Annotated in this window: 25 protein-coding genes; 11 read left to right on the top strand and 14 right to left on the bottom strand. The window is 64.2% G+C overall.

Annotated features, from left to right (window positions below; all coding sequences use genetic code 11):
- Window position 1: 1 nt before the first annotated feature.
- Window positions 2–952 carry an Asd/ArgC dimerization domain-containing protein gene (locus BJP62_RS01035; protein ID WP_168163768.1) on the bottom strand — a complete coding sequence of 317 codons (951 nt, stop codon included), beginning with the start codon at window positions 950–952 and terminating at the stop codon, window positions 2–4.
- A 252-nt stretch (window positions 953–1,204) separates the two neighbouring features.
- On the opposite strand from BJP62_RS01035, the gene BJP62_RS01030 reads away from it, so the two are divergent.
- Entirely contained in the window at window positions 1,205–2,266 is a 1,062-nt protein-coding gene (locus BJP62_RS01030) for a GNAT family N-acetyltransferase (protein WP_070525650.1), read from the top strand.
- Between the two features lie 94 nt (window positions 2,267–2,360).
- Here the strand turns inward: BJP62_RS01030 and leuB are convergent, their stop codons facing one another.
- From leuB to leuC, 6 genes are all read right to left on the bottom strand, one after another.
- Window positions 2,361–3,425: a 3-isopropylmalate dehydrogenase gene (leuB, locus tag BJP62_RS01025; RefSeq protein WP_070525648.1), complete on the bottom strand. Its 1,065-nt coding sequence runs from the start codon at window positions 3,423–3,425 to the stop codon at window positions 2,361–2,363.
- Window positions 3,426–3,477: 52 nt separating this feature from the next.
- Window positions 3,478–4,278, bottom strand: coding sequence for a hypothetical protein (locus tag BJP62_RS01020; protein WP_145927053.1), 801 nt, complete (start codon window positions 4,276–4,278; stop codon window positions 3,478–3,480).
- 76 nt (window positions 4,279–4,354) lie between these two features.
- Window positions 4,355–5,089 carry a glucosamine-6-phosphate deaminase gene (gene nagB / locus BJP62_RS01015; RefSeq protein ID WP_070525644.1) on the bottom strand — a complete coding sequence of 245 codons (735 nt, stop codon included), beginning with the start codon at window positions 5,087–5,089 and terminating at the stop codon, window positions 4,355–4,357.
- 99 nt (window positions 5,090–5,188) lie between these two features.
- Window positions 5,189–5,827 (bottom strand): 3-isopropylmalate dehydratase small subunit, encoded by a 639-nt coding sequence (gene leuD, locus BJP62_RS01010; RefSeq protein ID WP_070525642.1) that lies wholly within the window; start codon window positions 5,825–5,827, stop codon window positions 5,189–5,191.
- Window positions 5,828–5,877: 50 nt separating this feature from the next.
- On the bottom strand, window positions 5,878–6,003 hold the full coding sequence (locus BJP62_RS01005) for an entericidin A/B family lipoprotein (protein ID WP_070525640.1): 126 nt from the start codon (window positions 6,001–6,003) through the stop codon (window positions 5,878–5,880).
- Between the two features lie 42 nt (window positions 6,004–6,045).
- The gene (leuC, locus tag BJP62_RS01000) at window positions 6,046–7,455 is read right to left on the bottom strand and encodes a 3-isopropylmalate dehydratase large subunit (RefSeq protein WP_070525638.1); all 1,410 of its coding nucleotides are present in this window, start codon (window positions 7,453–7,455) and stop codon (window positions 6,046–6,048) included.
- A gap of 208 nt (window positions 7,456–7,663) precedes the next feature.
- Between leuC and BJP62_RS00995 the strand changes: the two genes are divergently transcribed.
- From BJP62_RS00995 to BJP62_RS00985, 3 genes are read left to right on the top strand one after another with little or no spacing between them, the layout of a single operon-like run.
- Window positions 7,664–8,452: a helix-turn-helix transcriptional regulator gene (locus tag BJP62_RS00995; protein WP_070532117.1), complete on the top strand. Its 789-nt coding sequence runs from the start codon at window positions 7,664–7,666 to the stop codon at window positions 8,450–8,452.
- A gap of 19 nt (window positions 8,453–8,471) precedes the next feature.
- Window positions 8,472–8,906, top strand: a complete 435-nt coding sequence (locus tag BJP62_RS00990; RefSeq protein ID WP_070525636.1) for a ribonuclease domain-containing protein — start codon at window positions 8,472–8,474, stop codon at window positions 8,904–8,906.
- Between the two features lie 9 nt (window positions 8,907–8,915).
- Complete coding sequence (locus tag BJP62_RS00985) at window positions 8,916–9,194, top strand: barstar family protein (RefSeq protein WP_070525634.1); 279 nt, start codon at window positions 8,916–8,918, stop codon at window positions 9,192–9,194.
- Here the strand turns inward: BJP62_RS00985 and BJP62_RS00980 are convergent, their stop codons facing one another.
- Complete coding sequence (locus BJP62_RS00980) at window positions 9,195–9,947, bottom strand: ferritin-like domain-containing protein (RefSeq protein WP_205700943.1); 753 nt, start codon at window positions 9,945–9,947, stop codon at window positions 9,195–9,197.
- Between the two features lie 179 nt (window positions 9,948–10,126).
- On the opposite strand from BJP62_RS00980, the gene BJP62_RS00975 reads away from it, so the two are divergent.
- Window positions 10,127–10,447: a DNA-binding transcriptional regulator gene (locus tag BJP62_RS00975; RefSeq protein WP_070525630.1), complete on the top strand. Its 321-nt coding sequence runs from the start codon at window positions 10,127–10,129 to the stop codon at window positions 10,445–10,447.
- A gap of 37 nt (window positions 10,448–10,484) precedes the next feature.
- Here BJP62_RS00975 and BJP62_RS00970 read toward each other — a convergent pair whose 3' ends face one another.
- Together BJP62_RS00970 and BJP62_RS00965 are read right to left on the bottom strand one after the other, a co-directional pair.
- Complete coding sequence (locus BJP62_RS00970; protein WP_070525628.1) at window positions 10,485–11,339, bottom strand: radical SAM protein; 855 nt, start codon at window positions 11,337–11,339, stop codon at window positions 10,485–10,487.
- Window positions 11,336–11,785 carry a universal stress protein gene (locus tag BJP62_RS00965; RefSeq protein WP_070525626.1) on the bottom strand — a complete coding sequence of 150 codons (450 nt, stop codon included), beginning with the start codon at window positions 11,783–11,785 and terminating at the stop codon, window positions 11,336–11,338. Before BJP62_RS00965 ends, BJP62_RS00970 begins: the two co-directional genes overlap by 4 nt.
- A 113-nt stretch (window positions 11,786–11,898) precedes the next feature.
- Here BJP62_RS00965 and BJP62_RS00960 point away from each other — a divergent pair, with 113 nt between their 5' ends.
- The 3 genes from BJP62_RS00960 to BJP62_RS00950 all read left to right on the top strand — a co-directional run bounded on the left by BJP62_RS00960 (window position 11,899) and on the right by BJP62_RS00950 (window position 14,657).
- Window positions 11,899–12,336: a thioesterase family protein gene (locus tag BJP62_RS00960; protein WP_070525623.1), complete on the top strand. Its 438-nt coding sequence runs from the start codon at window positions 11,899–11,901 to the stop codon at window positions 12,334–12,336.
- Complete coding sequence (locus BJP62_RS00955; RefSeq protein ID WP_070525621.1) at window positions 12,333–12,746, top strand: hypothetical protein; 414 nt, start codon at window positions 12,333–12,335, stop codon at window positions 12,744–12,746. The genes BJP62_RS00960 and BJP62_RS00955 overlap by 4 nt, the downstream gene beginning before the upstream one ends.
- Window positions 12,747–12,860: 114 nt before the next feature.
- Window positions 12,861–14,657 carry a methyl-accepting chemotaxis protein gene (locus tag BJP62_RS00950; RefSeq protein ID WP_070532114.1) on the top strand — a complete coding sequence of 599 codons (1,797 nt, stop codon included), beginning with the start codon at window positions 12,861–12,863 and terminating at the stop codon, window positions 14,655–14,657.
- Here the strand turns inward: BJP62_RS00950 and BJP62_RS00945 are convergent.
- Window positions 14,563–15,564 carry a DMT family transporter gene (locus BJP62_RS00945; RefSeq protein WP_070525619.1) on the bottom strand — a complete coding sequence of 334 codons (1,002 nt, stop codon included), beginning with the start codon at window positions 15,562–15,564 and terminating at the stop codon, window positions 14,563–14,565. The genes BJP62_RS00950 and BJP62_RS00945 overlap by 95 nt on opposite strands.
- Before the next feature lie 107 nt (window positions 15,565–15,671).
- Between BJP62_RS00945 and BJP62_RS00940 the strand changes: the two genes are divergently transcribed.
- From BJP62_RS00940 to BJP62_RS00930, 3 genes are all read left to right on the top strand, one after another.
- Complete coding sequence (locus BJP62_RS00940) at window positions 15,672–16,568, top strand: LysR family transcriptional regulator (protein ID WP_070525617.1); 897 nt, start codon at window positions 15,672–15,674, stop codon at window positions 16,566–16,568.
- A gap of 246 nt (window positions 16,569–16,814) precedes the next feature.
- Window positions 16,815–17,297: a DNA-deoxyinosine glycosylase gene (locus BJP62_RS00935; RefSeq protein WP_070525615.1), complete on the top strand. Its 483-nt coding sequence runs from the start codon at window positions 16,815–16,817 to the stop codon at window positions 17,295–17,297.
- Between the two features lie 126 nt (window positions 17,298–17,423).
- Window positions 17,424–18,173 carry a M48 family metallopeptidase gene (locus BJP62_RS00930; protein WP_070525613.1) on the top strand — a complete coding sequence of 250 codons (750 nt, stop codon included), beginning with the start codon at window positions 17,424–17,426 and terminating at the stop codon, window positions 18,171–18,173.
- Window positions 18,174–18,425: 252 nt separating this feature from the next.
- Here the strand turns inward: BJP62_RS00930 and sucD are convergent, their stop codons facing one another.
- From sucD to lpdA, 3 genes are read right to left on the bottom strand one after another with little or no spacing between them, the layout of a single operon-like run.
- Window positions 18,426–19,310: a succinate--CoA ligase subunit alpha gene (sucD, locus tag BJP62_RS00925; RefSeq protein ID WP_070525611.1), complete on the bottom strand. Its 885-nt coding sequence runs from the start codon at window positions 19,308–19,310 to the stop codon at window positions 18,426–18,428.
- A gap of 29 nt (window positions 19,311–19,339) precedes the next feature.
- A complete protein-coding gene (gene sucC / locus BJP62_RS00920) occupies window positions 19,340–20,503 on the bottom strand; it encodes an ADP-forming succinate--CoA ligase subunit beta (RefSeq protein WP_070525609.1) in 1,164 nt (387 codons plus the stop codon).
- A gap of 58 nt (window positions 20,504–20,561) precedes the next feature.
- Window positions 20,562–21,995, bottom strand: a complete 1,434-nt coding sequence (lpdA, locus tag BJP62_RS00915; protein ID WP_070525606.1) for a dihydrolipoyl dehydrogenase — start codon at window positions 21,993–21,995, stop codon at window positions 20,562–20,564.
- Between the last annotated feature and the right edge of the window lie 18 nt (window positions 21,996–22,013).

The raw sequence follows: 22,013 nt of genomic DNA, 5'->3' as shown, positions 1-22,013 counted from the left end.
ATTACTCTTTGGCCGCGATCAGCGTCAGCAGCTGCAGTACGGCCAGCGCCGGCAGGCGGGTATTGTCGGCTACGCTCCACAGCGTCACGCCGCGGCCGTCAGCGGCAAACCGCAGCCGGCTGACCCAGACCTTGTCGCCGCCGACCGCGTCCTGGCTCGCGGCGATGCCGGCCTCGCCGGCAACCTGCAGCAGGAAGACGCGCTCGCCGGCCTTGAGCGCGGCAATGATCGCATCCTGGGCAACCGGTGCGGAGAACCGCACGGTGACGCTGGCGCCATGGCCAAAGAAATGCGGCGTGCGCACGCACGTCACGTCGATCGCGCAATCACCGGGCAGCTGCTTCTTCAGCAGCGCGAGCGCGGCATTTTCCTCGGCCGTTGCGCCGCCCTCGTCCGGCTCGCCGAAGCCACCGAGCACGTTGTAGGCGATCCGCTTCGGGTAAACGGCGGTCTCGTGCTCGGTCTGCGCAAACAGCGCGCGCGTCTGGCCGGACAAGGCATCGATGCCGGCCTGCCCCTCGGTCGACACCGACAGCAGACCGGTCGCCGTCACCTGCATCACTTCGCCGATTTCGGCCAGCGGCGCGACCAGCGTCGCCAGCTGCTGCGCGAACGGATCGGGCAGCGACAAGACCTGGCCCTTTGCGAGCTTGCCGCCGGGCGGATTCGCGCCGGTCAGGTCGATGACGATGACGCCGGCCTGTGCGGCCTCGGCCAGCACCGGGCCGACACCGGGAACGGTGTTCACCAGTACGCGCAGTTGGGTCCACTCGAAATCCTCGACGTTGAACTCCGGGTGGTCTTCGCCGCGGAACTCGACCAGGCCTTCGTCGTCGCTCATCGTCAGCGGATACAGCGCCGCCAGCCGCAGCGGGCTGTCGGAGATCACGTCGAGCAACGCCTGACCGAGAGAGGAAGTGGCGCCGAGCACGCCAAGGGTAAGATGAGCCATGAAACCTCCGGAATGGGAAAAGGGCGCCTGCGCGCCCTTTGGGAATGGCTCCATTGTAATTCACTTGCGCCGATTCACCCATGCCCGCGCCGCGCATGCCCCGCTTTGCCCGCCTTGGTGAATGCCAGCGCCGCCCTGTGCAGCGTCTTGCCGTCGCCGGTGCGCGGCCGGACACTGCGCTTGCCGCCACGCGCCGGGATGGACCAGCAATCCCCCGGTCCGAGGCGTACCTACCCGCCCCGCAGGAGTTTCATGGTTCCTCTCCCCAAAACCGACTACCGCATCGCCCGGCCGCTGTTTGCGGCATTCGTCGACCTCCATCTCTCGGTTGCTGCCGTGCTTGCCGCCGAAGCGCCCGGCGACGTCTGGGTCGACGACGTGCAACAGCCGAACGTCGCGCTGCTCGACGGCCCGGAAGGCTGGTATCTGGCCGGTAATCCCGACGCAGCCGCCGATCTTCAGGCGCTTGGCGCGCTGATTCCGCCCACGGCCTACCTGGTCTACGCCCCGGATCGCTGGGAAGCGCACTTCCCCGTCATCCTGATCAACCGCTTCGCCCGGCGCCACGAGCGTGTTGCCGCACGGCGAGGGCTGGCGCCAGCCGCCCCCCCCGCCGCCACGAATCCCCGCTACCGGCAGCTGGCACTGAGCGCCGACGGGCTTCATCGCCTGTCGGAGGCGGACCGCCGTGCGCTGGACGACTGGTTCGAGCTGGATCGCGGCTGCGATGCAGCTGCGGCACTGGACGGCAATCTGGGCTATGCGCTGCTCGCGGCCGACGCCGTCGTGGCCCTGTGCCTGAGCGACATGATCGCCGGCAACCGCAGCGAGATCGGCGTCCGGGTTGCGCCCGAGCACCGGCGCCAGGGTCTGGCGCAGCAGCTGGTACTACACACGCTCGCGCTGCTGGCCGCGCACGGCGTGACCGGCGCCGGCTGGCACTGTCTTGCCAACAACCGTGAGTCCCGCGCCCTTGCGCGTGCGGCCGGCTTCGAGGAGGTGGCAAGCTATCGCGCATTCAGCGCCACGCTGCCAGCGGAATCGGCAACGGCGATGAGCGCCGGGGAGTTCGGCGACTGGGCCGTCCACTACGAAAAGGCACGGGACCTCGACCCCTGGTTCTCGTTGCTGGCGGCCGAAGCATGGGCGCTGGCAGGCCACGCCGACGCCGCCTTCGCCAACCTGCAGCGCCTGATCGGCGACGACGACGAATGGGCGGAGCGCCTTCTCCAGCGCTGGCGCCTGGCGTCGCTGCGGCGGGACCGCCGCTTTCCCGAGCTGATCAGGGCTTTGCAACCAGGGGCGCAACCGTAAGCCGGTGGCGCTTGTTCTGGCCAGCGTCTCTGGCCGTGGCGCTCCATGAAAAAAGGCACCGCCGTGGCGGTGCCTTTTACCGGGCGCAACGCGATTACAGCGCAGCGACCACCGCATCGCCCATCTGCGAGCAGCTGACCCTGGTGGTGCCGGCTTCGTAGATGTCGGCGGTACGCAGACCCTGGGCGAGCACGGTCTTGACGGCGTTCTCGACCCGAACCGCTGCCGCTTCGTTGTTCAGGCTGTAGCGCAGCATCATTGCCGCCGAGAGGATCGTCGCCAGCGGGTTGGCCACGTCCTTGCCGGCGATGTCCGGTGCCGAGCCATGGCTCGGCTCGTACAGGCCCTTGCCGTTCTGGTCGAGCGACGCCGACGGCAGCATGCCGATCGAGCCGGTGAGCATCGATGCCTGGTCCGACAGGATGTCGCCGAAAATGTTGCCGGTCACCATCACGTCGAACTGCTTCGGCGCACGCACGAGCTGCATCGCGGCGTTGTCGACATACATGTGACTCAACTCGACGTCCGGATACTCCTTGGCGACGTCGGTCATGATTTCCTTCCAGAACTCGGTCGTCTCGAGCACGTTGGCCTTGTCGACCGAACACAGCTTCTTGCCGCGCTTCTGCGCCGCACGGAAGGCGACGTGGGCAATACGGCGCACTTCGCTTTCGGAATACAGCATCGTGTTGAAGCCTTCGCGCTCGCCGGCCTCGTTGACGCGAATCCCGCGCGGCTGGCCGAAGTAGATGTCACCGGTCAGCTCGCGCACGATCAGGATGTCGAGGCCGCTGACGACTTCCGGCTTCAAAGTCGAGGCGTTCGCCAGTTCCGGATACAGGATGGCCGGGCGCAGGTTGGCGAACAGGTTCAAGTCCTTGCGGATACCGAGCAGGCCGCGCTCGGGGCGCAGCGGCCGGTCGAGCTGGTCGTACTGCGGGCCGCCGACGGCGCCGAGCAGGATCGCATCGGCTTCGCGCGCGAGCTTCTGGGTGAATTCCGGATACGGCGCGCCGTAGGCGTCGTAGGCGGCACCACCGAGCGGGGCTTCGGACAGCGTGATGTCCAGGCCGTCCTTCTGCAGCGCGTTCAGTACTTTTTTCGCCTGCGCCACGATTTCCGGGCCGATGCCGTCGCCGGGCAGAATCAGAACTTTCATTTGCTCACTCCTAACGTTGATATGCGCCGCCGGACGGCGCCAATCGGAATACTCAGTCGGCCAGGACCACGTCGCAGGCAGAACGCCCGCCGGCGGCACTGGTCAGCATCGATTTGGCCGACGTCACCACACCGCGCTGGCGATCGATCACCACGTCGAACTTCAAGCGAACCGAGTCGTTCCCCCCAGTAGGCCCTTTGCCGCGCTGATCGCCCTCGATAGTCAGCCGCACCAGCGCACCGCCCTCCTCCATACGGGTGTACTTGTACCACGCAGGCACTTCATTGCCGCCGCCACCAAAGACCTTTCGCTTGTACGTCACGTTCAATCCGCTCGCAGCTTCGTCAAGCAGCCGCTTCGCGTCAAACACGCCTGCGCCGAGACTGATGTCAGTAATTGCACCCAAGAGGCAAGCGTGCCGGTCGATTGGGTCGTTAACCACCCAGACCTTACCGTCGTAACGAAGGGTCAACTCCTGCAGTCGACCGCCATAGCTGACACGATATGCGAGCGGCACCTGCGCGGACTGAGACACGACCGAGACCGAAGCCGGCCGCACGGCGCTGACAATCGCCGGCTTTTGCAGTTTGGCAAGTTTGACCTCAGCCAGCTTGGCAAACACGCCATTAGGAAACTGATCCAGATACGCTTGAAACTCGGCCGGATCCTTGCTGTCCTTGATGCTGTTCCAGAACAGTATTTGCGCCTCATCGGAACCGCCCGACTTCTGGACTGGCACCGTCACAGCAGTCGTCGCTGCGACCGTAAAAGACGGCAGAGATAACAGGGCGACAGCAACGCACGAAACACATGCCACACGACTCAAACTCATCGTCAAATCCAGTGAAATCATTATTTTTATTGGCTTTTCGCCTTATTTCAGACAAACAAAAAGCGGGATCGCTCCCGCTTTTTGTCGGCGCGTCCGATTACGAGTGCGAAACCTTGTAGGTCACGTTGCAGTCGGTCATCACGATCACGCGCGGGTGCGTCTGCAGCAGCGACGCCGGCACCTGGGTGGTGATCGGGCCGTTCAGCGTGCGATCGAGTATCTCGGCCTTTTCCTGGCCCTTGACGACGAGCAGGATCGCCTTGGCATGCAGGATCGAGCCCATGCCCATGGTGATCGCATGCGTCGGCACTTCGTCGATCGAGTTGAAGAAGCGCTTGTTGGCTTCACGCGTGGCTTGCTTCAGCGTGACCTTGTGGGTGAAGCGCGACAGCTCGTCATCCGGCTCGTTGAAGCCGATATGGCCATTGCCACCGATGCCGAGCAGCTGCATGTCGACCGAGCCCTGCTGATAGATCGCCTCGTCGTAACGGCGGCCTTCGGCATCGATGTCGGCGGCATTGCCGTTCGGAACATGGGTGTTTTCCGGCAGGATGTCGATATGGTCGAACAGATTCGTCTGCATGAAGCTGCGATACGACTCCGGATGCGACACCGGCAGGCCGACGTATTCGTCGAGGTTGAAGGTCGTGACTTCCCTGAAGCTGACCAGACCCTGCTGATAGGTCTTGACGATTTCCTTGTACAGGCCGACCGGCGTGCCGCCGGTGGCCATGCCGAGCACCGCATTGGGCTTGGCGCGAACGACGGAGATGAACAGATCGGCGGCGGCGCGGTCGAGATCGGCTTGGTTTTTGAACTTATGCAGGATCATGGTCTTATTCTTTCCGGGTAGACAAGAAAACGTCTAACTATACGACAAATCAGGTGGAGGCCGTATTGACCTCCCCCAATTTTCCACCGCTCAAACCGGTTAAACGAAGAGCCAGGGCCTGGTTTCGCGGTGCTTCGCCTCGAAGGCCCGGATTTCGTCGGCGTGCGCCAGCGTCAGGCCGATTTCGTCAAGTCCGTTGAGCAGACAGTGCTTGCGGTGCGCGGTCACATCGAAAGCGAACGATTCGCCCGACGGCGTCGTCACACGCTGCTTTTCGAGGTCGACGCCGAGCCGGTAGCCGTCCTGCGCCTCGCACTCCAGGAACAGCCGCTCGACGACATCGGCCGGCAGCACGATGGGCAGCAGCCCGTTCTTGAAGCAGTTGTTGAAGAAGATGTCGGCAAAGCTCGGCGCGATCACGACACGGAAGCCGTAGTCATCGATCGCCCACGGCGCGTGCTCGCGGCTCGAACCGCAGCCGAAGTTATCCCGCGCCAGCAGCACCTGCGCACCTTTGTAGCGCGGGAAGTTGAGCACGAAGTCCGGGTTGGCCGGCCGCGCGCTGTTGTCCATGCCCGGTTCGCCATGGTCGAGGTAACGCCACTCGTCGAACAGGTTCGGACCGAAGCCCGAACGCTTGATCGACTTCAGGAACTGCTTCGGGATGATCGCGTCGGTATCGACATTGGCGCGGTCGAGCGGGCAAACCAGGCCATTCAACGGGGTAAAGGCTTTCATTGCGGATTCCTCGCGGCCACGATGCCCTTTGGCGAAGCGTGGCAGCCGAATTATTTGTTGCCGGCGTTCTCGATCTTGCCACCGACCTTCTGCACGTCCTGGCCGAACCCCTTCATGGTGTTACAGCCGGACAGGGTCAAAGCGGCGACAACGGCGAGCAGGAAAATCGATTTCATGAGTACACACTCCAGCAGATCAAAAATGTTTAGAGCGTCACGTCACGCAAAAGTGCGTACATCGACGAAATGACCGGCAATCGCCGCGGCTGCGGCCATTTCCGGACTGACGAGATGGGTACGTCCACCCTGCCCCTGACGCCCTTCGAAATTGCGGTTGCTTGTCGACGCGCAACGCTCGCCCGGCTCGAGCCGGTCGGCGTTCATCGCCAGGCACATCGAACAGCCCGGCTCGCGCCACTCGAAACCGGCGTCGATGAACACCTTGTCGAGCCCCTCGGCCTCGGCCTGCGCCTTCACCAGGCCCGAGCCCGGAACGATCATCACCAGCTTGACCGAATCGGCCTTCTTCTTGCCCTTGACCACCGATGCCGCGGCGCGCAGGTCCTCGATCCGCGAGTTGGTACACGAACCGATGAACACCTTGTCGACCGGGATTTCGGTGATCGGCGTATTGGCGGCGAGGCCCATGTACTGCAGGGCGCGCTCGTAGCTGCCCTTCTTCACCGCGTCGGTTTCCGCAGCCGGATCGGGCACACGGCCGTTGACCGACAGCACCTGCTCGGGTGACGTACCCCAGGTGACTTGCGGCTCGATGTCTTCGGCCCTGATTTCGACCACGGCGTCGAACACCGCGCCGTCGTCGGACACCAGGGTGCGCCAGTCGGCGACGGCGGCGTCCCATTGTTCTGCGCTCGGCGCAAACGGCCGGCCCTTGACGTAGTCGATCGTCGTCTGGTCGACCGCGACCATGCCGGCACGGGCGCCGCCTTCGATCGCCATATTGCACAGGGTCATCCGGCCTTCCATCGACAGACCGCGAATCGCGCTGCCACCGAACTCGATCGCGTAGCCGGTACCGCCGGCGGTGCCGATCCTGCCGATGATGGCCAGGGCCACGTCCTTGGCGGTTACACCACGACCGAGCTGGCCGTCGACGCGCACCAGCATGGCCTTCGACTTCTTGGCGACCAGACATTGCGTCGCGAGCACGAGCTCGACTTCGGACGTGCCGATGCCGTGCGCCAGCGCGCCGAAGGCGCCATGGGTCGACGTATGGCTGTCGCCGCAGACGACGGTCATCCCCGGCAAGGTCGCGCCGCTTTCCGGGCCGACGACGTGCAGGATGCCCTGATGCTTGTCCTTGAACGGGTAGTAGACCAGCGCGCCGAATTCCTTGATGTTGGCGTCGAGCGTCTCGACCTGCTGGCGCGAGATCGGGTCCTTGATCCCTTCGTCCCAGTGATCGGTCGGCGTGTTGTGGTCCGGCGTCGACACCACCGAATGCGCGCGCCACAGCTTGCGGCCGGCGAGCTTGAGCCCCTCGAACGCCTGCGGGCTGGTCACTTCGTGAACCAGATGGCGATCGATATAAAGCAGACAGGTTCCGTCGGCTTCCTCGCTGACGACGTGCGAGTGCCAGAGTTTGTCGTAAAGCGTCTGTGCGGCCATATTCGTTCCAGAAGAAAAACCGTGATACCACGGTGTGATCATACCGTGCTGCCGGCGCAATGGCGTGAGCTGGATCACGCCACGGCAGCCACCGCAGACGGGAAGGACTGCACCTTTCCGCCCGATGCAGGGCAGATTAAAAGCGTTTGGATACTGGAACAAGTTTAGTACTTATACTGGTATGAAGAGTAACAGCCAGAGCCACCGCATGTCCGCTTCGATCCGCCGCAAGGAACTCGGCGACTTTCTGATGAATCTGCGCCAGCAGTGCGAACCGGCCGCGTTCGGCTTTCCGGCCGGCGCCCGGCGGCGCACCGCCGGCCTGCGCCGCGAAGAGGTCGCCCAGCTCGCCGACATCAGCCCGACCTGGTACACCTGGATCGAGCAGGGCCGCGACATCAGCGTCTCGGCCGACGCGCTCGACCGTCTCGCCGTGGCACTGCGCATGGACCGGCCGCAGCGCGCCTATCTGTTCGAACTCGCCGGCCGGCACGATCCGCAACAGCCACGCACCGAGCACGATGTGACTCCCGGCATCCTCGAGGCCGCAGTGCGCGGCTTTGCCGGCCCGGCCTACGTGCTCGGCCGGCGCTGGGACGTGCTGGCCTGGAACGATGCGGCGGCCGGCCTGTTTGGTCCGTGGCTTGCCAGCGGCGCGGCACCGAACCTGCTCGCCTTTGTCTTTCTCGACCCGGCCGCCCGGGCGCTGGTCGTCGACTGGGAAGTCCGCGCCCGGCGGCTGGCAGCCGAGTTCCGAGCCGATACCCGGGCCAGCGTCGACGATGCAGACCTGATCGAACTGATCGGCCAGCTGTCTCAGGCCAGCCCCGAGTTCGCCGAGTACTGGCGCCGTCACGACGTGCTCGAGCGGCAGGGAGGCGAGCGCGCCTTCTCGCATCCCGACACTGGCCTGCTCGTCTATCATCAACTGTCGTTCAAGCTCGTCGATCACGAAGCGCTGAAACTCGTGCTGCTGACGCCGCTGGAACCCTGCTGATCCCACCACCGGACCCGCCATGTACCCCATCCTGCTCGGCCTGCTGCTCGGTTTCTCCGTGCCGGCGCTGGCGGCCCAGTCGCGCTGCGACGACATTGCCGCAACGTTCGCCGCTTCGCAAAGACTCGATCGCGGCGAGCTTTCTGCCGTGCTCGTCAGCCTGGCCCGCGACGGCCGCCTGCCCGAGCGCTACGTGACCAAGCGCGAGGCGCAGGCCGCAGGCTGGAAACCCGGCCGCGACCTGTGGCAGGTGCTGCCCAATCACTCGATCGGCGGCGACCGCTTCGGCAACCGTGAACAACGACTGCCGCACGGCCAGTATCGCGAGGCCGACCTCGACTACCGCGGCGGCAAGCGCGGCGCCAAGCGGCTGGTGTTCGAACCGAAAGGCCGCCGCTTCGTCACGGTCGACCATTACCAGACCTTCACCGAACTGCCCGCCTGCCAGCCGTAAGGAGATGCAATGACCCCGCACAAGAACGTGCTGCTGCACGATATCCGCAGCATGGACGACGTCTACGAACAACTGGCCCGGCAACTGCCGCTGCCGGTGTATTTCGGTCGCAACCTCGACGCGCTGTTCGATCTGCTGACGACCGACATCGAAGGCCCGTTGACGCTGCACTGGCCCGACGCCAGCGCTGCACGCGAGCAACTCGGCGCCGAACACTACGCCGCGCTGATCGCCACGCTGCGCGACGCCGCCGACGAGCGCGACGACCTGCAGCTCAGGATCGGCTGATCACACCTTCAGCGATTCGATCAGCGCCAGTTCTTCGTCACTGAAGCCGGCCGCGCGCCGCGCCGGATAATTGAGCCGGCCGCGCGGCATCACCGCATCGTAATCGCGCAGCAGCCGGACAAAGGTCGGCACCGGATCGAGTCCGCGCTCGGCACAGCACCAGTGGAACCAGCGGTTGCCGATTTGCACATGGCCGATCTCGTCGCGCAGGATCACGTCGAGGATCTCGCAGGCGCGATGATCACCACTCTGCTTGAGTTTCTCGCGGATGCCCGGCGTCACGTCGAGCCCTCTCGCCTCGAGGATTCGCGGCACCAGCGCCATCCGCGCCATCACGTCGTCGTCGGTCTTGACCGCCATTTCCCACAAGCCGTTGTGCGCCGGGAAATCGCCGTAGGCGTAGCCCAGCGCGCCCAGATGTTCGCTCAACAGGGTGAAATGCAGTGACTCCTCGCGCGCCACGCGGAGCCAGTCGAGGTAATAGGCGTCCGGCATACCGGCGAAGCGGTAGATCGCATCGAGCGCCAGGTTGATCGCATTGAACTCGATATGCGCGATCGCGTGCAGCAAGGCAGCCCGCCCTTCGTCGCTGGCGACATCGCGGTTGACCAGCGCCGACGGCGCCACCAGTTCAGGTCGCAGCGGCCGCCCCGGAACGACGACACGCTCGACGACCGGCCTGTCCGGGCCGGCATCGCAATTGCCATTGAAATCACGGACTTGCGCAACTTTGCGCAGTGGATCGGGCTCCATCAGCGCCCGATGGGCAAAACGTTGCTTATTGAGATGATTTAAGTCAAGGGTGTATGACATAAGATTGCGTGACTAAATCACAGCTTCATCAGGAAATACTTACGTGTTTGCAAATGGCCCTCGTCCTTATGATGACGTCAAGATTTTCGCCGTCATGCCGCAGTACCGAGGAGTCCAATATGAAAGAATCCACACTGAATCCGCGCGAAGTGCGCCGCCGCCTGGGCCTGAACCAACAGGAATTCTGGAGCAAGATCGGCGTGACGCAAAGCGGCGGTTCCCGTTACGAAAGCGGCCGCAACATGCCGCGACCGGTTCGCGAGCTGCTGCGCGTCGTCCATATCGAGCAGGTCGACCTGGCCAAGATCCATCGCGAGGACTTCCTGATCCTCGAGTACCTGAAGGAAATGAAGCCGGAGCTCTACGAAACGCTGCGCCTTGCCGCAACGCGTGATCGCGAGCCCGTGCACGCCCAGCCGGCCCAGATGGCGGCACGCTAAGCCGATACAGAAGCCCCGCACGCGGGGCTTTGCCCCATCAGAGGCTGAGTTTCACCGGCAGGCCGATCGACTCGATCCGCGCCGCCAACGCCTGCATCCATTCCGCCGGCGCCGGTGACAGCCTTGACGCCTCCGCCTGCATCGACGGCCGTGCCAGGCCGTAGAGCAGCACGCCCTGCAGCGTAATGCCATCCCTGCGCAACGACGCCAGGAAGTCGAGATAGGCGCTCAGCATCGCCTCGTCGGGCAGGACGTCGTCGAGCGCAAACATGCACGTCTGCAGCCAGGTCGAACAGCGCGCCACTGCCGCAGCCAGATGCAGGCGCACCGACGCCGCCTTGAGTTGCACCTGATTGACCGCGCTGAACCCGTCATGCGGCGCACGGTCGAGCTTGAACCACACCTCACCGCCGAGCCCGGCCATTGCCTCGACCGCCGCCTGCACCGCCGGCTTGTAGAGCTGGCTGCCATTGGTGATCAGTACCACCCTGATCCGGCCGGCGAGTCCGAAGCGTGCCAGCACCCGTCCGACCAGTTCGACCGCGGCGGGGAACTCCGGGCTCATCGTCGGCTCGCCGTTGCCGGAAAACGCCACGTCGTTGAGCCGCCGCGCGCCCTCGGGCACCCGGCGCAGCATGAAATCGCCGTGAACGATCTCGTCCAGCATCGTCGTCAGCTCGGCCTCGAGCTGCGCAAGCGCCACCGGCGGCGGGCCGCCGCGCTTCAAGTCCGGAACCTGGCAATACACGCAGCGCCAGTTGCAGGCATTGTTGGGATTCAGGTTGATGCCGACCGACACCCCGCCGGCACGGCGGGAAACCACCGGATAGACATAGGTCATCCCGGCCGCGTCGCGCGCGTGATCATCGACGCGCAGCCGTGCAGCGGTCATGCGGCCCTGGCCCGCACCAGCAGCACCGGCACCTGCGTCACATGGATCACGCCCTCGGCCACGCTGCCGAGCAGCATGTGCGTCAGGCCGCCGTAGCCGTGCGTCCCCATGACAATCAGTTCGGCCCGCCATTTGTCGGCTTCATCGACGATCGCCCGCGCCAGATTGCCGCCCCAGGCTTCGAGCAGCTCGGACTCGACATCGACGCCGGCGCTCTTGAGCACCTCGCCCTGCTGCTCGAGCACGCGCTGGCCCGAGCGGCGCAGCGCCTCCTGCAACTGCGGCACGTCGAGAAACTCGTTGGCGCTCCAGGCGAACTGGGCCAGGTCGATCACGTGGACGATCTTGACCCTGGCCTTCTGGTTGCAGGCCACCTTGGTGGCTTCACGCAGTGCCGCGGCGCTGGTTTCGCTGTCGTCCACCGGTACCAGAATGCGTTCGTACATGGTACGTCTCCCTCGGATGTGCTCACTGCCAGTCTAGCAGAACCCCTACCACCCGTTGCGGCGCTGCAGGGCCACGCATACACTGGAACGCCAATATTTACGCGGATTCCGCCGTGCCCCGCCTGAAACTGAACATGCCCGACGGTGTCGATTTCCAGACCCGTCTCACGGTGCGGGTCACCGACCTGAACTACGGCGGCCACCTGGGCAACCAGGCGCTGCTCGGCCTGTTGCACGAAGCACGGCTGCAATTCCTTCGTGCCCTCGGGTTCGATGAACTCGGTACGGCGGACCGCCCCGGCCTGATCCAGGCCGATGCGCAGGTCGCTTTCCGCAGCGAAGCGTTCGCCGGCGACGATCTGACCATCAAACTTACAGCGTGCGACGTCGAGCGGACGCATTTCGATCTGTATTACGAAGTACGCACCGACGAGAGATTGGTTGCCCAAGCAAAGACCAATCTGGCATTTTTCGACTACAGCAAAAGAAAAACAACCGCGGTACCCGACGCATTCCTGGCAGCACTGGACTTACAAAGGATGAAAAAATGAAAAAGTATGCGAACAACAGCCCCGAGGCGATGGCGCGCCTGCTGGTCCTGCAGATGATGTGTGACGGCAACTTCGATCCGGAAGAGCTCGACCAGCTCGAACACCTGCGTGTCTATGAGGTGCTCGACATCAGCCGCAAGCGCTTTATCGACGTCGTGCACGACTACTGCAACGACCTGTCCGACGAAGCCGACGAGGCCGGCACGATCAAGCTGATCGACCGCGAACGCATCGACGACCTGCTCGACACCGTTGACGACCCCAAGAAGCGCATCCTCGTCGCGGCGATCGCACTTGACATCGCCAAGGCGGACGACGACTTCAGCGCGGTCGAGCTTGCCGTGTTCCGCCACATGCTGCAGCGCTGGCACCTGACGCTCGAACATCTGAACGCCGCACTGTCTGCCTGAGCCGGGCCGCCGGCCCGGCGGGCTCAAGTTCCACCCGGCCGGGCCGAAATAAATATAAGAACACAGTCACATGCTGACACGCCGATGGCGTGCATTGCTGGGGAGATCGACAAGATGAGCGGTTCCACCGGGTTCCACACGGCGCTGGAGCGGCGCCTGCTGCCGACACTGGGGCGCAAGTTCGCCTTTTTGTATCTGTTCGCGCTGCTGCCGCTGGCGACCCTGCTGGCGGTTTATTTTGCCGAGGGCCGGCTCGCCGACGTCGCGACCGGCCTGAAACTCGATGCCGCCGCACAAAGCGCCCTGCTCGAGCCACTCGGCACGGCGCGCCTCGTCTGCTGGAGCATGCTGGTGCTGATGCTGGCGCTGGTCACCATCCAGTTCTGCTATTTCCACTTCTGGATCACCCGGCCGATCCGCCGGATCACCACGGTATTCGCCGAGGTGTCCAGTGGCGAGGGCGACCTGTCGGTCGACGTGCCGGTGATCACCTGTGACGAGATCGGCGCGCTCGCCGGCACCTGCAACCGCTTTCTCGCGCGTCAGCGCGACACCATCGCCAGCGTGCAGACGATGACCGTCGGCATTGCACTCGAAGCCGCCAAATCGATGAAGAACATCAAGGACTCGGCCGCATCGACCAAGCAGCAGGACCAGTTGGCGCAGGGCGTGGTCGAGGCGAGCAACGCGACGACCAGCGGCATCAACCAGGTGTCGCAGCGCACGCAGGCGATTTCGGAAACCACCAGCCAGAATCTCGAACTGGCCCATGCTTCCTACGCCGAGCTGCAGGACGTGACGGAGCGCATCAACGCGATCACCGCCAAGATCGAGAACTTCAACAGCACGGTCGACGGGCTGAACCAGCGCTCGGCGAGCATCAAGACCATTGTCGACCTGATCAAGGAAATCTCGGGCCAGACCAATCTGCTGGCGCTGAATGCCGCGATCGAGGCCGCGCGTGCCGGCGAAGCCGGTCGCGGCTTCGCCGTCGTCGCCGACGAGGTGCGCAAGCTGGCCGAGAAGGTCCACGTCGCCACCGACAACATCTCGCACGACATCGACAGCATGCTCGGCCAGGTTGCCGAAACGCAGACCGAGACCGTACAGATCACCCACGACGCCAAGCTGACCCACGAGGTCGTCGCCAAGGCGTCCGGGCAGTTTGCCAAGATGATGAGCGACTTCGAGGCGACCAGCGACGCGCTGACCGGTATTGCCGCGACGCTGGAGGAGTTCACCGAAGCCAACAACACCGTCAACGCCAACGTCTCGGAAATCCACCAGCTCTCGCTCGCGGTCAACGAGCGGATGACGCGCTCGGCGCAGTCGTCGCAGGATCTGTCGACCGCCACCGAGAAGGTGCAGGAAATGATCGGCCGCTTCATCGTCGGCCAGGGCGAGCTCGACGCGGCGATCCAGCGCGCCGGCCACTACCGCGATCAGGTCGCGGCAAAGCTCGAAGGCTTCATCCAGCGCGGCGTCGACGTGTTCGACCAGCGCTACCAGCCGGTCGCGGGCACCAATCCGCCGAAGTTCCGTACCAGCTACGACGGCCTGTTCGAGAAGGAAATCCAGCCCTTGTACGACGCGCTGGTCCGCGAAACCAGCGGCGGCAAGTTCTCGCTGGCAACCGACACCAACGGTTACGGCGCCACCCACAACAGCTGGTACTCGAAACCGGCAACCGGCGACCTGGCTGTCGACCTGCTCAACAGCCGTGACAAGCGGATCTTCAACGACCCGGCCGGGCTGCGTGCAGCGCGCAATACCCAGCGCTTCCTGCTGCAGACCTATGTGCGCGACACCGGCGAGATCATGACCGAGCTCGACCTGCCGATCCACGTCGGCGGCCGTCATTGGGGCGGCTTGCGATTGGGCTTCGACGCCAGCGAACTGGTACGCGGCTGACGCCGTTCCGCAGCGCGCCGACCGGCGCGTTGCTGAGCCCGACGCCAAGCACCGCCAGCATGCCCCCGGCTGCAACCGGCCACGTCAGGCGCTCGTCGAGCAACAAGGCGCCGAGCAGCACCGCGGTCAGCGGACTCAGTGCAATAAAGGCGCCGGAACGGGCGGCGCCGATCCGGCGGATGCCGTCGTAGTACCAGACATAAGCAAGCGCCGAGCCGATCACGCCGAGATAGGCGAGGCTCGCCCACTGCGGCAGCGTGATGCGGGACAGCGACGCCGCGCCCACCTCCCCTGACAGCAGTGCAGTCACCGTCAGCATGACTGCACCGAGGCACACCGAGAAGCTCACCGTCGGCAACGGCCCGATGGCATCCGCCAGATGTCGCGAGCACACGCTGTAGACGCCCCAGGCCAGCACGCAGCCGACGATCAGCGCATCGCCGATCCAGTTCGCCGCTCGCGACGGCGATCCGCTCCCGCCAAGAATGACCAGCGCCGCGCCGAGTACGCAGAACAGCACGCCGAGCAGGCGCAAGCCCGACGGCTTCTCGCGATGGAGCACGGCAGCCAGCAGCGCAATCGCCACCGGATTCAGCGCCACGATCAGCGCCGCACGCGACGCGTCGATGTAGCGCAGCCCGTAGAAAAAGCACACGTTGTAGCCGAACACGCCGATCAGCCCCAGCAGCGCAAGCTGGCACCACTGCCCGGGGCTTGGCCGCACCAGCCGCCGCCCGAGCAGCATCAGCGCCAGCAGGACCGCACTGGCCAGCAGGAAGCGGATGCCGGCCGACAGCAGCGGCGGCACCCCGCCGGACAGGAAACGACCGGCGACGAAGGTTCCGCCCCAGATGACCGAGACGGCGGACAGTTTCAGATAGACGGAACGGTCATCGGAAAGACGCATTGCTTTTAGCCATCCGGAACAGCCCGACCTAGCGGGCTCGACGGCGCATCATCAAGCTCATGGATGCTCATAGTAAAATGAGCAGACACTCATGATCCTGCAACGCCATGACCTTGACGCAGCTGAACATTTTCTCGACGGTCGTCGAACTGCGCGGCTTTACCGCCGCGGCGATGCGGCTTGGCATCAGCCAGTCGGCGGTTTCGCACGCGATGCGCGCACTCGAGCGCGAGCTTGGCGTCGAACTGCTGCAACGGCACCAGACCGACATCGAACCGACCGGGATCGGGCAGGTATTGCTGCAGCGCGCCCGGGCCATGCTCGGCCTGGCCGAAACCATGCGGCAGGAAGCGGCCGACGCCCGTGGGATGAAAACCGGCAGCCTGCGTATCGGCTCGTTCGGGCCGACGGCGTCGACACGGCTGCTGCCGCAGGTGCTGGCGCAATTCCGGCGCAGTTTTCCGGGTATCGAAGTCCACATCGACGAAGGCCCTGACCGGCAGGTCGTACAGTGGCTGGACGAGCGCAGGATCGACGTCGGCTTCGTCGTGCTGCCGAGCGAGCACTTCGATACCGTTGCACTGATCGACGATCAACTGCTTGCCGTCGTCCCGGCCGGCCACCCGCTGGCCGCATTGGCGGCGGTACCGCTCGCGGCGCTATGCAACGATCCGTTCGTGCTGACCGAAGCCGGTTCGGCCGAACTCGTCGGCGGGCTGTTCGCGTCGGCAGGCCTGGATCCCAAAGTCCGCTACCGCTGCACGCAGCTGATCAGTACGCTGGACACCGTTGCCCGAGGCGATGGCATCACCGTCGTAGCCGAGCTGGCGTTGCCTGCCCCGGCCAACCGGGATGGACGCTGGGTCGCCCGCCCCCTCGATCCGCCGGTCCGGCGCAGCATCGGCCTCGCGATACTGGACAAGCGGCAATGCTCGCCGGCAACGACGGCCTTTGTCACGCTGGCGCGAAAACTCGGTCGCGACGGCCTGTTGCTCGCCGCATGACGTCCGCCCATGAAAAATGCCACCGGGGCGCGGTGGCATTTCCGAAGGTGTGGTACTGGTTCAACGGAACAGATGGCTGTACCGTTGTTCGAGCATTGCCTGGGCCTTGCGTTCAATTTTTTCCAGCAGCTTGCGCACGATGTTGCTCCTGATGAGTTCGTAACTTTATTACGTCTATTTTGCTGATAAACATCAATCACAACTACATCAATTTCACCACGACGATCGCCAAGTATTCACGCCGACATGCTGAAAACCAGCCTTGCGCCGGTCACCTCGACCACCACCCGACTGCTGATCCTCGGCAGCCTGCCCGGCGACGCCTCGCTCGCCGCGCAGGCGTACTACGCCCATCCGCGCAACGCGTTCTGGCCCGTCATGTCGGCCTTGACCGGCTGCGCGCTCGACACGATGGCTTATGACGACCGGCTCGCCGCCCTGCTCGCGCACCGGATCGGCCTGTGGGATGTCGTCGGCACGGCAAAACGCCGGGGCAGCCTCGATCAGGCTTTGCGCGAGATCGAGGCCAACCCGCTGGCGGCGCTGATCGATACCCTCCCCGACCTGGGTGCAGTCGCTTTCAACGGCCTGACCGCCTACCGGCTCGGCCACACGCTGATTCCGGCAAGGTTGCACTGCATCGCGCTGCCGTCGACCAGCCCGGCACATACGATGCCGGTGCAGGACAAGATCGACGCTTGGATGCAGCTTCGCGCCTTCCTCGGTTGATCGCGGCCGGTACCGCCTTGCACGCTGTCGGCAAGGACCGGCATGTTCGGAAATCCCCGATGGATTTCTGTCACAAATTTCTATAATTTCTTTCAAATCAAAATTTATTGACGATAGGAAGCTGAAATGAAAATCCGCCTTGCCGCGATCGCCGCCAGCGTACTGGCCTTCACCGGCTGCGCCCAGATGGACGCCAATGCCCTGCTGCAGTCGGGCGCGACCGCCGCGCAGGCGGCGATGCTGACCGATGCCGACGTCCAGCAGCTGTCGGTCCAGTCGTGCCAGCAACAGGACGCCAAGTCCAAGATCGCGCCAACGAACAGCGTTTACGCCAAGCGGCTCGCCAATGTGATGAAGGGCCTGCCGACCAGCGTCAACGGCGCCACGCTCGACTTCAAGGTGTACCAGACCAAGGACGTGAACGCTTGGGCGATGGCCAACGGCTGCGTGCGCGTCTACGGCGGGCTGCTGGACCTGATGAGTGACGACGAAGTTCGCGCGGTGCTCGGCCACGAAATCGGCCACGTGGCGCTCGGCCACACCAAGAAGGCCGCGCAGGTCGCCTATGGCGTTGCCGCCGCGCGCGGTGCGGTTGGTGCCGTCGGCAATGCCACGGTGAGCGCGCTGAGCAAGTCGCAACTGGCCGACCTCTCCGAGCAACTGATCAACGCGCAGTTCTCGCAAAAGCAGGAAAGCCAGGCAGACGACTATTCGTACGACCTGCTCAGAAGCAAGGGCTACAACCCGCAGGCGCTGGTCACGAGCTTCCAGAAGCTGGCCAAACTCGACGGCGGCAACAGCAGCATCATGAGTTCGCATCCGGCATCCGCCGACCGCGCCAAGCACATCCAGGACCGGATCAACAGCGGCAAGTAAGAACCTATTCCATTAGGCGGCTACGCCTGCGCATTTTGGCCCCGTCCGGTGCTCCGAACCCCGCAAGGGGGCTACCTTCGGGTCGTCCTCATGTACTTACACGTACATTCCGGTTTCTGCGCTCCGGGCGGGGGCCAAACTGCTTTGGCTCGCTCGCCTACCGGATAGGTTCTAAGCCTCCCCCTGATCGTCGCCGGGCAACAACAAAAACGCCACCCGAAGGTGGCGTTTTCTTTTCACGCTTCTGCGTGATCAGATCATGTTCTTGCTTTTCAGCAGTTCGAACATGGTCTTGCCGAGTTCGGCCGGGCTGCGGGTGTAGGCGATGCCTGCACGCTCGAACGCGGCGAACTTTTCTTCGGCCGTGCCCTTGCCGCCCGAGATGATCGCACCGGCGTGGCCCATGCGCTTGCCTTTCGGCGCGGTGACGCCGGCGATATAGCCGACAACCGGCTTGGTCACGTAGGACTTGGCGAATTCGGCCGCTTCTTCTTCGGCCGAGCCACCGATTTCACCGATCATGATGATCGCGTCGGTATCCGGATCGTCCTGGAACAGCTTCAGCGCGTCGATGTGGCTGGTGCCCGGGATCGGGTCGCCACCGATACCGATGCAGGTCGACTGACCCAGACCCAGTGCGGTGGTTTGCGCCACGGCTTCGTACGTCAGCGTGCCCGAACGCGACACGATGCCGATACGGCCCGGCTGGTGGATGTGCCACGGCATGATGCCGATCTTGCACTCGCCCGGGGTGATGATGCCGGGGCAGTTCGGGCCGATCAGGCGGATGCCGGCTTCGTCGACGGCCTTCTTCACGTACAGCATGTCCAGCGTCGGCACGCCTTCGGTGATGCAGACGATCAGCTTCACGCCGCTGTCGATCGCTTCGAGGATCGAATCCTTGGCGAACGGTGCCGGCACGTAGATCACCGATGCATCGGCCTGGGTCTGGCGCACGGCGTCCTTCATGGTGTTGAACACCGGCAGGCCGAGGTGCTCGGAACCGCCCTTGCCCGGGGTCACGCCACCGACGACCTTGGTGCCGACCTTCAGCGCCTGCTCGGCATGGAAGGTACCGTTCTTGCCGGTGAAGCCTTGCACCAGCACTTTCGTATCTTTGTTGACCAAAACGCTCATTGGTTTATTCCTTATCCGTATGCAGGTGATCAGGTCAGCGCGGCGACGATCTTCTCGGCCGCGTCGTTCAGGCCCTGGGCCGAAGTCAGCTTCAGGCCCGATTCGTCGAGCAGCTTGGCGCCGAGTTCGGCGTTGTTGCCTTCCAGACGGACCACGACCGGCACGGTCACGTTCACTTCCTTGACGGCGGCGATGATCGCTTCGGCGATCATGTCGCAACGGACGATGCCGCCGAAGATGTTGATCAGCACGCCCTTGACCGATTCGTCGGCCAGGATCAGCTTGAACGCTTCGATCACGCGTTCCTTGGTTGCGCCGCCGCCAACGTCGAGGAAGTTGGCCGGCTGGCCGCCCTTGAGCTTGATGATGTCCATCGTGGCCATCGCCAGACCGGCGCCGTTGACCATGCAGCCGATGTTGCCTTCGAGCGCGACGTAGTTCAGTTCGAACTCGGACGCCTTCACTTCACGCTCGTTTTCCTGCGACTTGTCACGCTGGGCCAGCAGCTCCGGGTGACGGTACAGGGCGTTGGAGTCGAGGTTGATCTTGCCGTCGACGCACGCCAGCTCGCCATTTTCACGCAGCGCCAGCGGGTTCACTTCGAACAGCGCGAAGTCGTTCTCGATGAAGGCCTTGGCGGCACCGAGGAACAGCTTGGTGAACGCGGCGATCTGCGGACCTTGCAGGCCGAGCGCGAACGCAGCGTCGCGGCCCTGGAACGGCTGAGCGCCGACCAGCGGATCGATCTCGATCTTGATGATCTTTTCCGGGGTTTCTTCGGCAACCTTCTCGATCTCGACGCCACCTTCGGTCGACACCATGAACACGACGCGCTGGCTCGAACGATCGACCACGGCGCCCAGATACAGCTCGCGCTGCACCGGGTACATGTCTTCGCACACCAGCACCGAGTGCACCGGCTGGCCGGCTGCGTCGGTCTGGTAGGTCACCAGGTTGGTGCCGATCAGGGTCTTGGCGACTTCAGCGGCTTCTTCGCGGCTCTTCACCACCTTGACGCCACCGGCCTTGCCACGGCCACCGGCGTGCACCTGGGCCTTGACCACGGCGAACTTGCCGCCGAGGGTGTCGTAAGCGGCTGCGGCTTCTTCGGCGCTGTTCGCCAGAATGCCCTTCTGTACCGGCAGGCCATACTTGGCCAGCAGTTCCTTGGCTTGATACTCGTGGAGATTCATCTCGTGTATTCCTCAGTCAGGAAAGATACGGAACGGTCGGCGCCGTTCCGCTGGTTAATCAGCTGTGCAGGCCACGCTTGTCGACGCCGAGTGCCGCTTCGTGCAGCGATTCGGACAGCGACGGGTGCGCGTGGACGATACGGGCGATGTCTTCGGACGATGCGTTGAACTCCATCGCCACCACGGCTTCGGCGATCAGTTCGGACGCGAACGGACCGATGATGTGCACGCCGAGGATGCGGTCGGTCTTGGCATCGGCCAGCATCTTGCAGAAGCCGGCGACTTCGCCCAGACCCAGCGCACGGCCGTTCGGGCCGAACGGGAACTGGCCCTTGCGGTAGTCGACGCCCTCGGCCTTCAGTTGCTGTTCGGTCTTGCCGACCCAGGCCATTTCCGGGCTGGTGTAGATGACCCACGGCACGGTGTTGAAGTCGATGTGCGGGTGCTGGCCGGCGATGCGCTCGGCCACCGCGACACCTTCTTCCGACGCCTTGTGTGCCAGCATCGGACCGCGGACGACGTCACCGATCGCCCAGACGTTCGGCAGGCTGGTCCGGCATTCGCCGTCGACGACGATGAAGCCGCGCTCGTCGACCGGCAGGCCCACGCCGTCGGCAGCGAGGTTCCAGGTGTTCGGCACGCGGCCGATCGCGACGATCAGCTTGTCGAAGGTGATGCTGTGGTCCTTGCCTTCGCTGTCGGCATACTCGACCTTGACGCCCTTCTTGCCCGGCTCGACCTTGGCGATCTTCACGCTGGTGTTGATCTTCAGGCCCAGATCCTTGGTGAAGATCTTGTGCGCTTCCTTGGCGACCGCTTCGTCGGCGGCGAGCAGGAAGCCCGGTGCGGCTTCGAGCACCGTCACGTCGGCGCCGAGGCGCTTCCAGACCGAGCCCATTTCCAGACCGATGACGCCGGCACCGATCACGCCGAGCTTCTTCGGCACGGCCGGAATCGCCAGCGCGCCTTCGTTGTCGAGCACGAGGTCGTTGTCGAACGGCACGCCCGGGAAGGCGCGCGGGGTCGAACCGGTAGCGATGATCACGTGGGTGGCTTCGACCACGTCGGTCTTGTCGCCGTCGGCGACTTCGAGCTGCCAGCGGTCGCCGTTGCGGCCGAGGATGCGGCCGTGGCCGTGCAGGCTGGTGACCTTGTTCTTCTTGAACAGGAAGCCGATGCCCTGGGTCAGCTTGTTGACGATGCCATTCTTGCGTTCGAGCATCTTGGCGACGTCGAACTTCGCACCTTCAACGGTAATGCCGTGCGCGGCGAACTTGTGCTCGATGCGCTCCCAGTTTTCCGACGATTCGAGCAGCGCCTTGGACGGAATGCAGCCGACGTTCAGGCAGGTGCCGCCGAGGCTGGCATTGCCTTCCTTGTTCTTGAACTCGTCGATGCAGGCGGTGCTGAAACCCAGTTGCGCAGCACGGATCGCTGCGATGTAGCCGCCGGGGCCAGCACCGATCACGACGACGTCGAATTGTTGCGACATGTTGTTTTCCTAAGCTGA

Origin of the sequence: Jeongeupia sp. USM3 (assembly GCF_001808185.1) — a bacterium.
Classification (GTDB): domain Bacteria; phylum Pseudomonadota; class Gammaproteobacteria; order Burkholderiales; family Chitinibacteraceae; genus Jeongeupia.
Note: the sequence above shows the minus strand (reverse complement) of the source record. Positions and strands in the feature narration are given on the sequence as shown.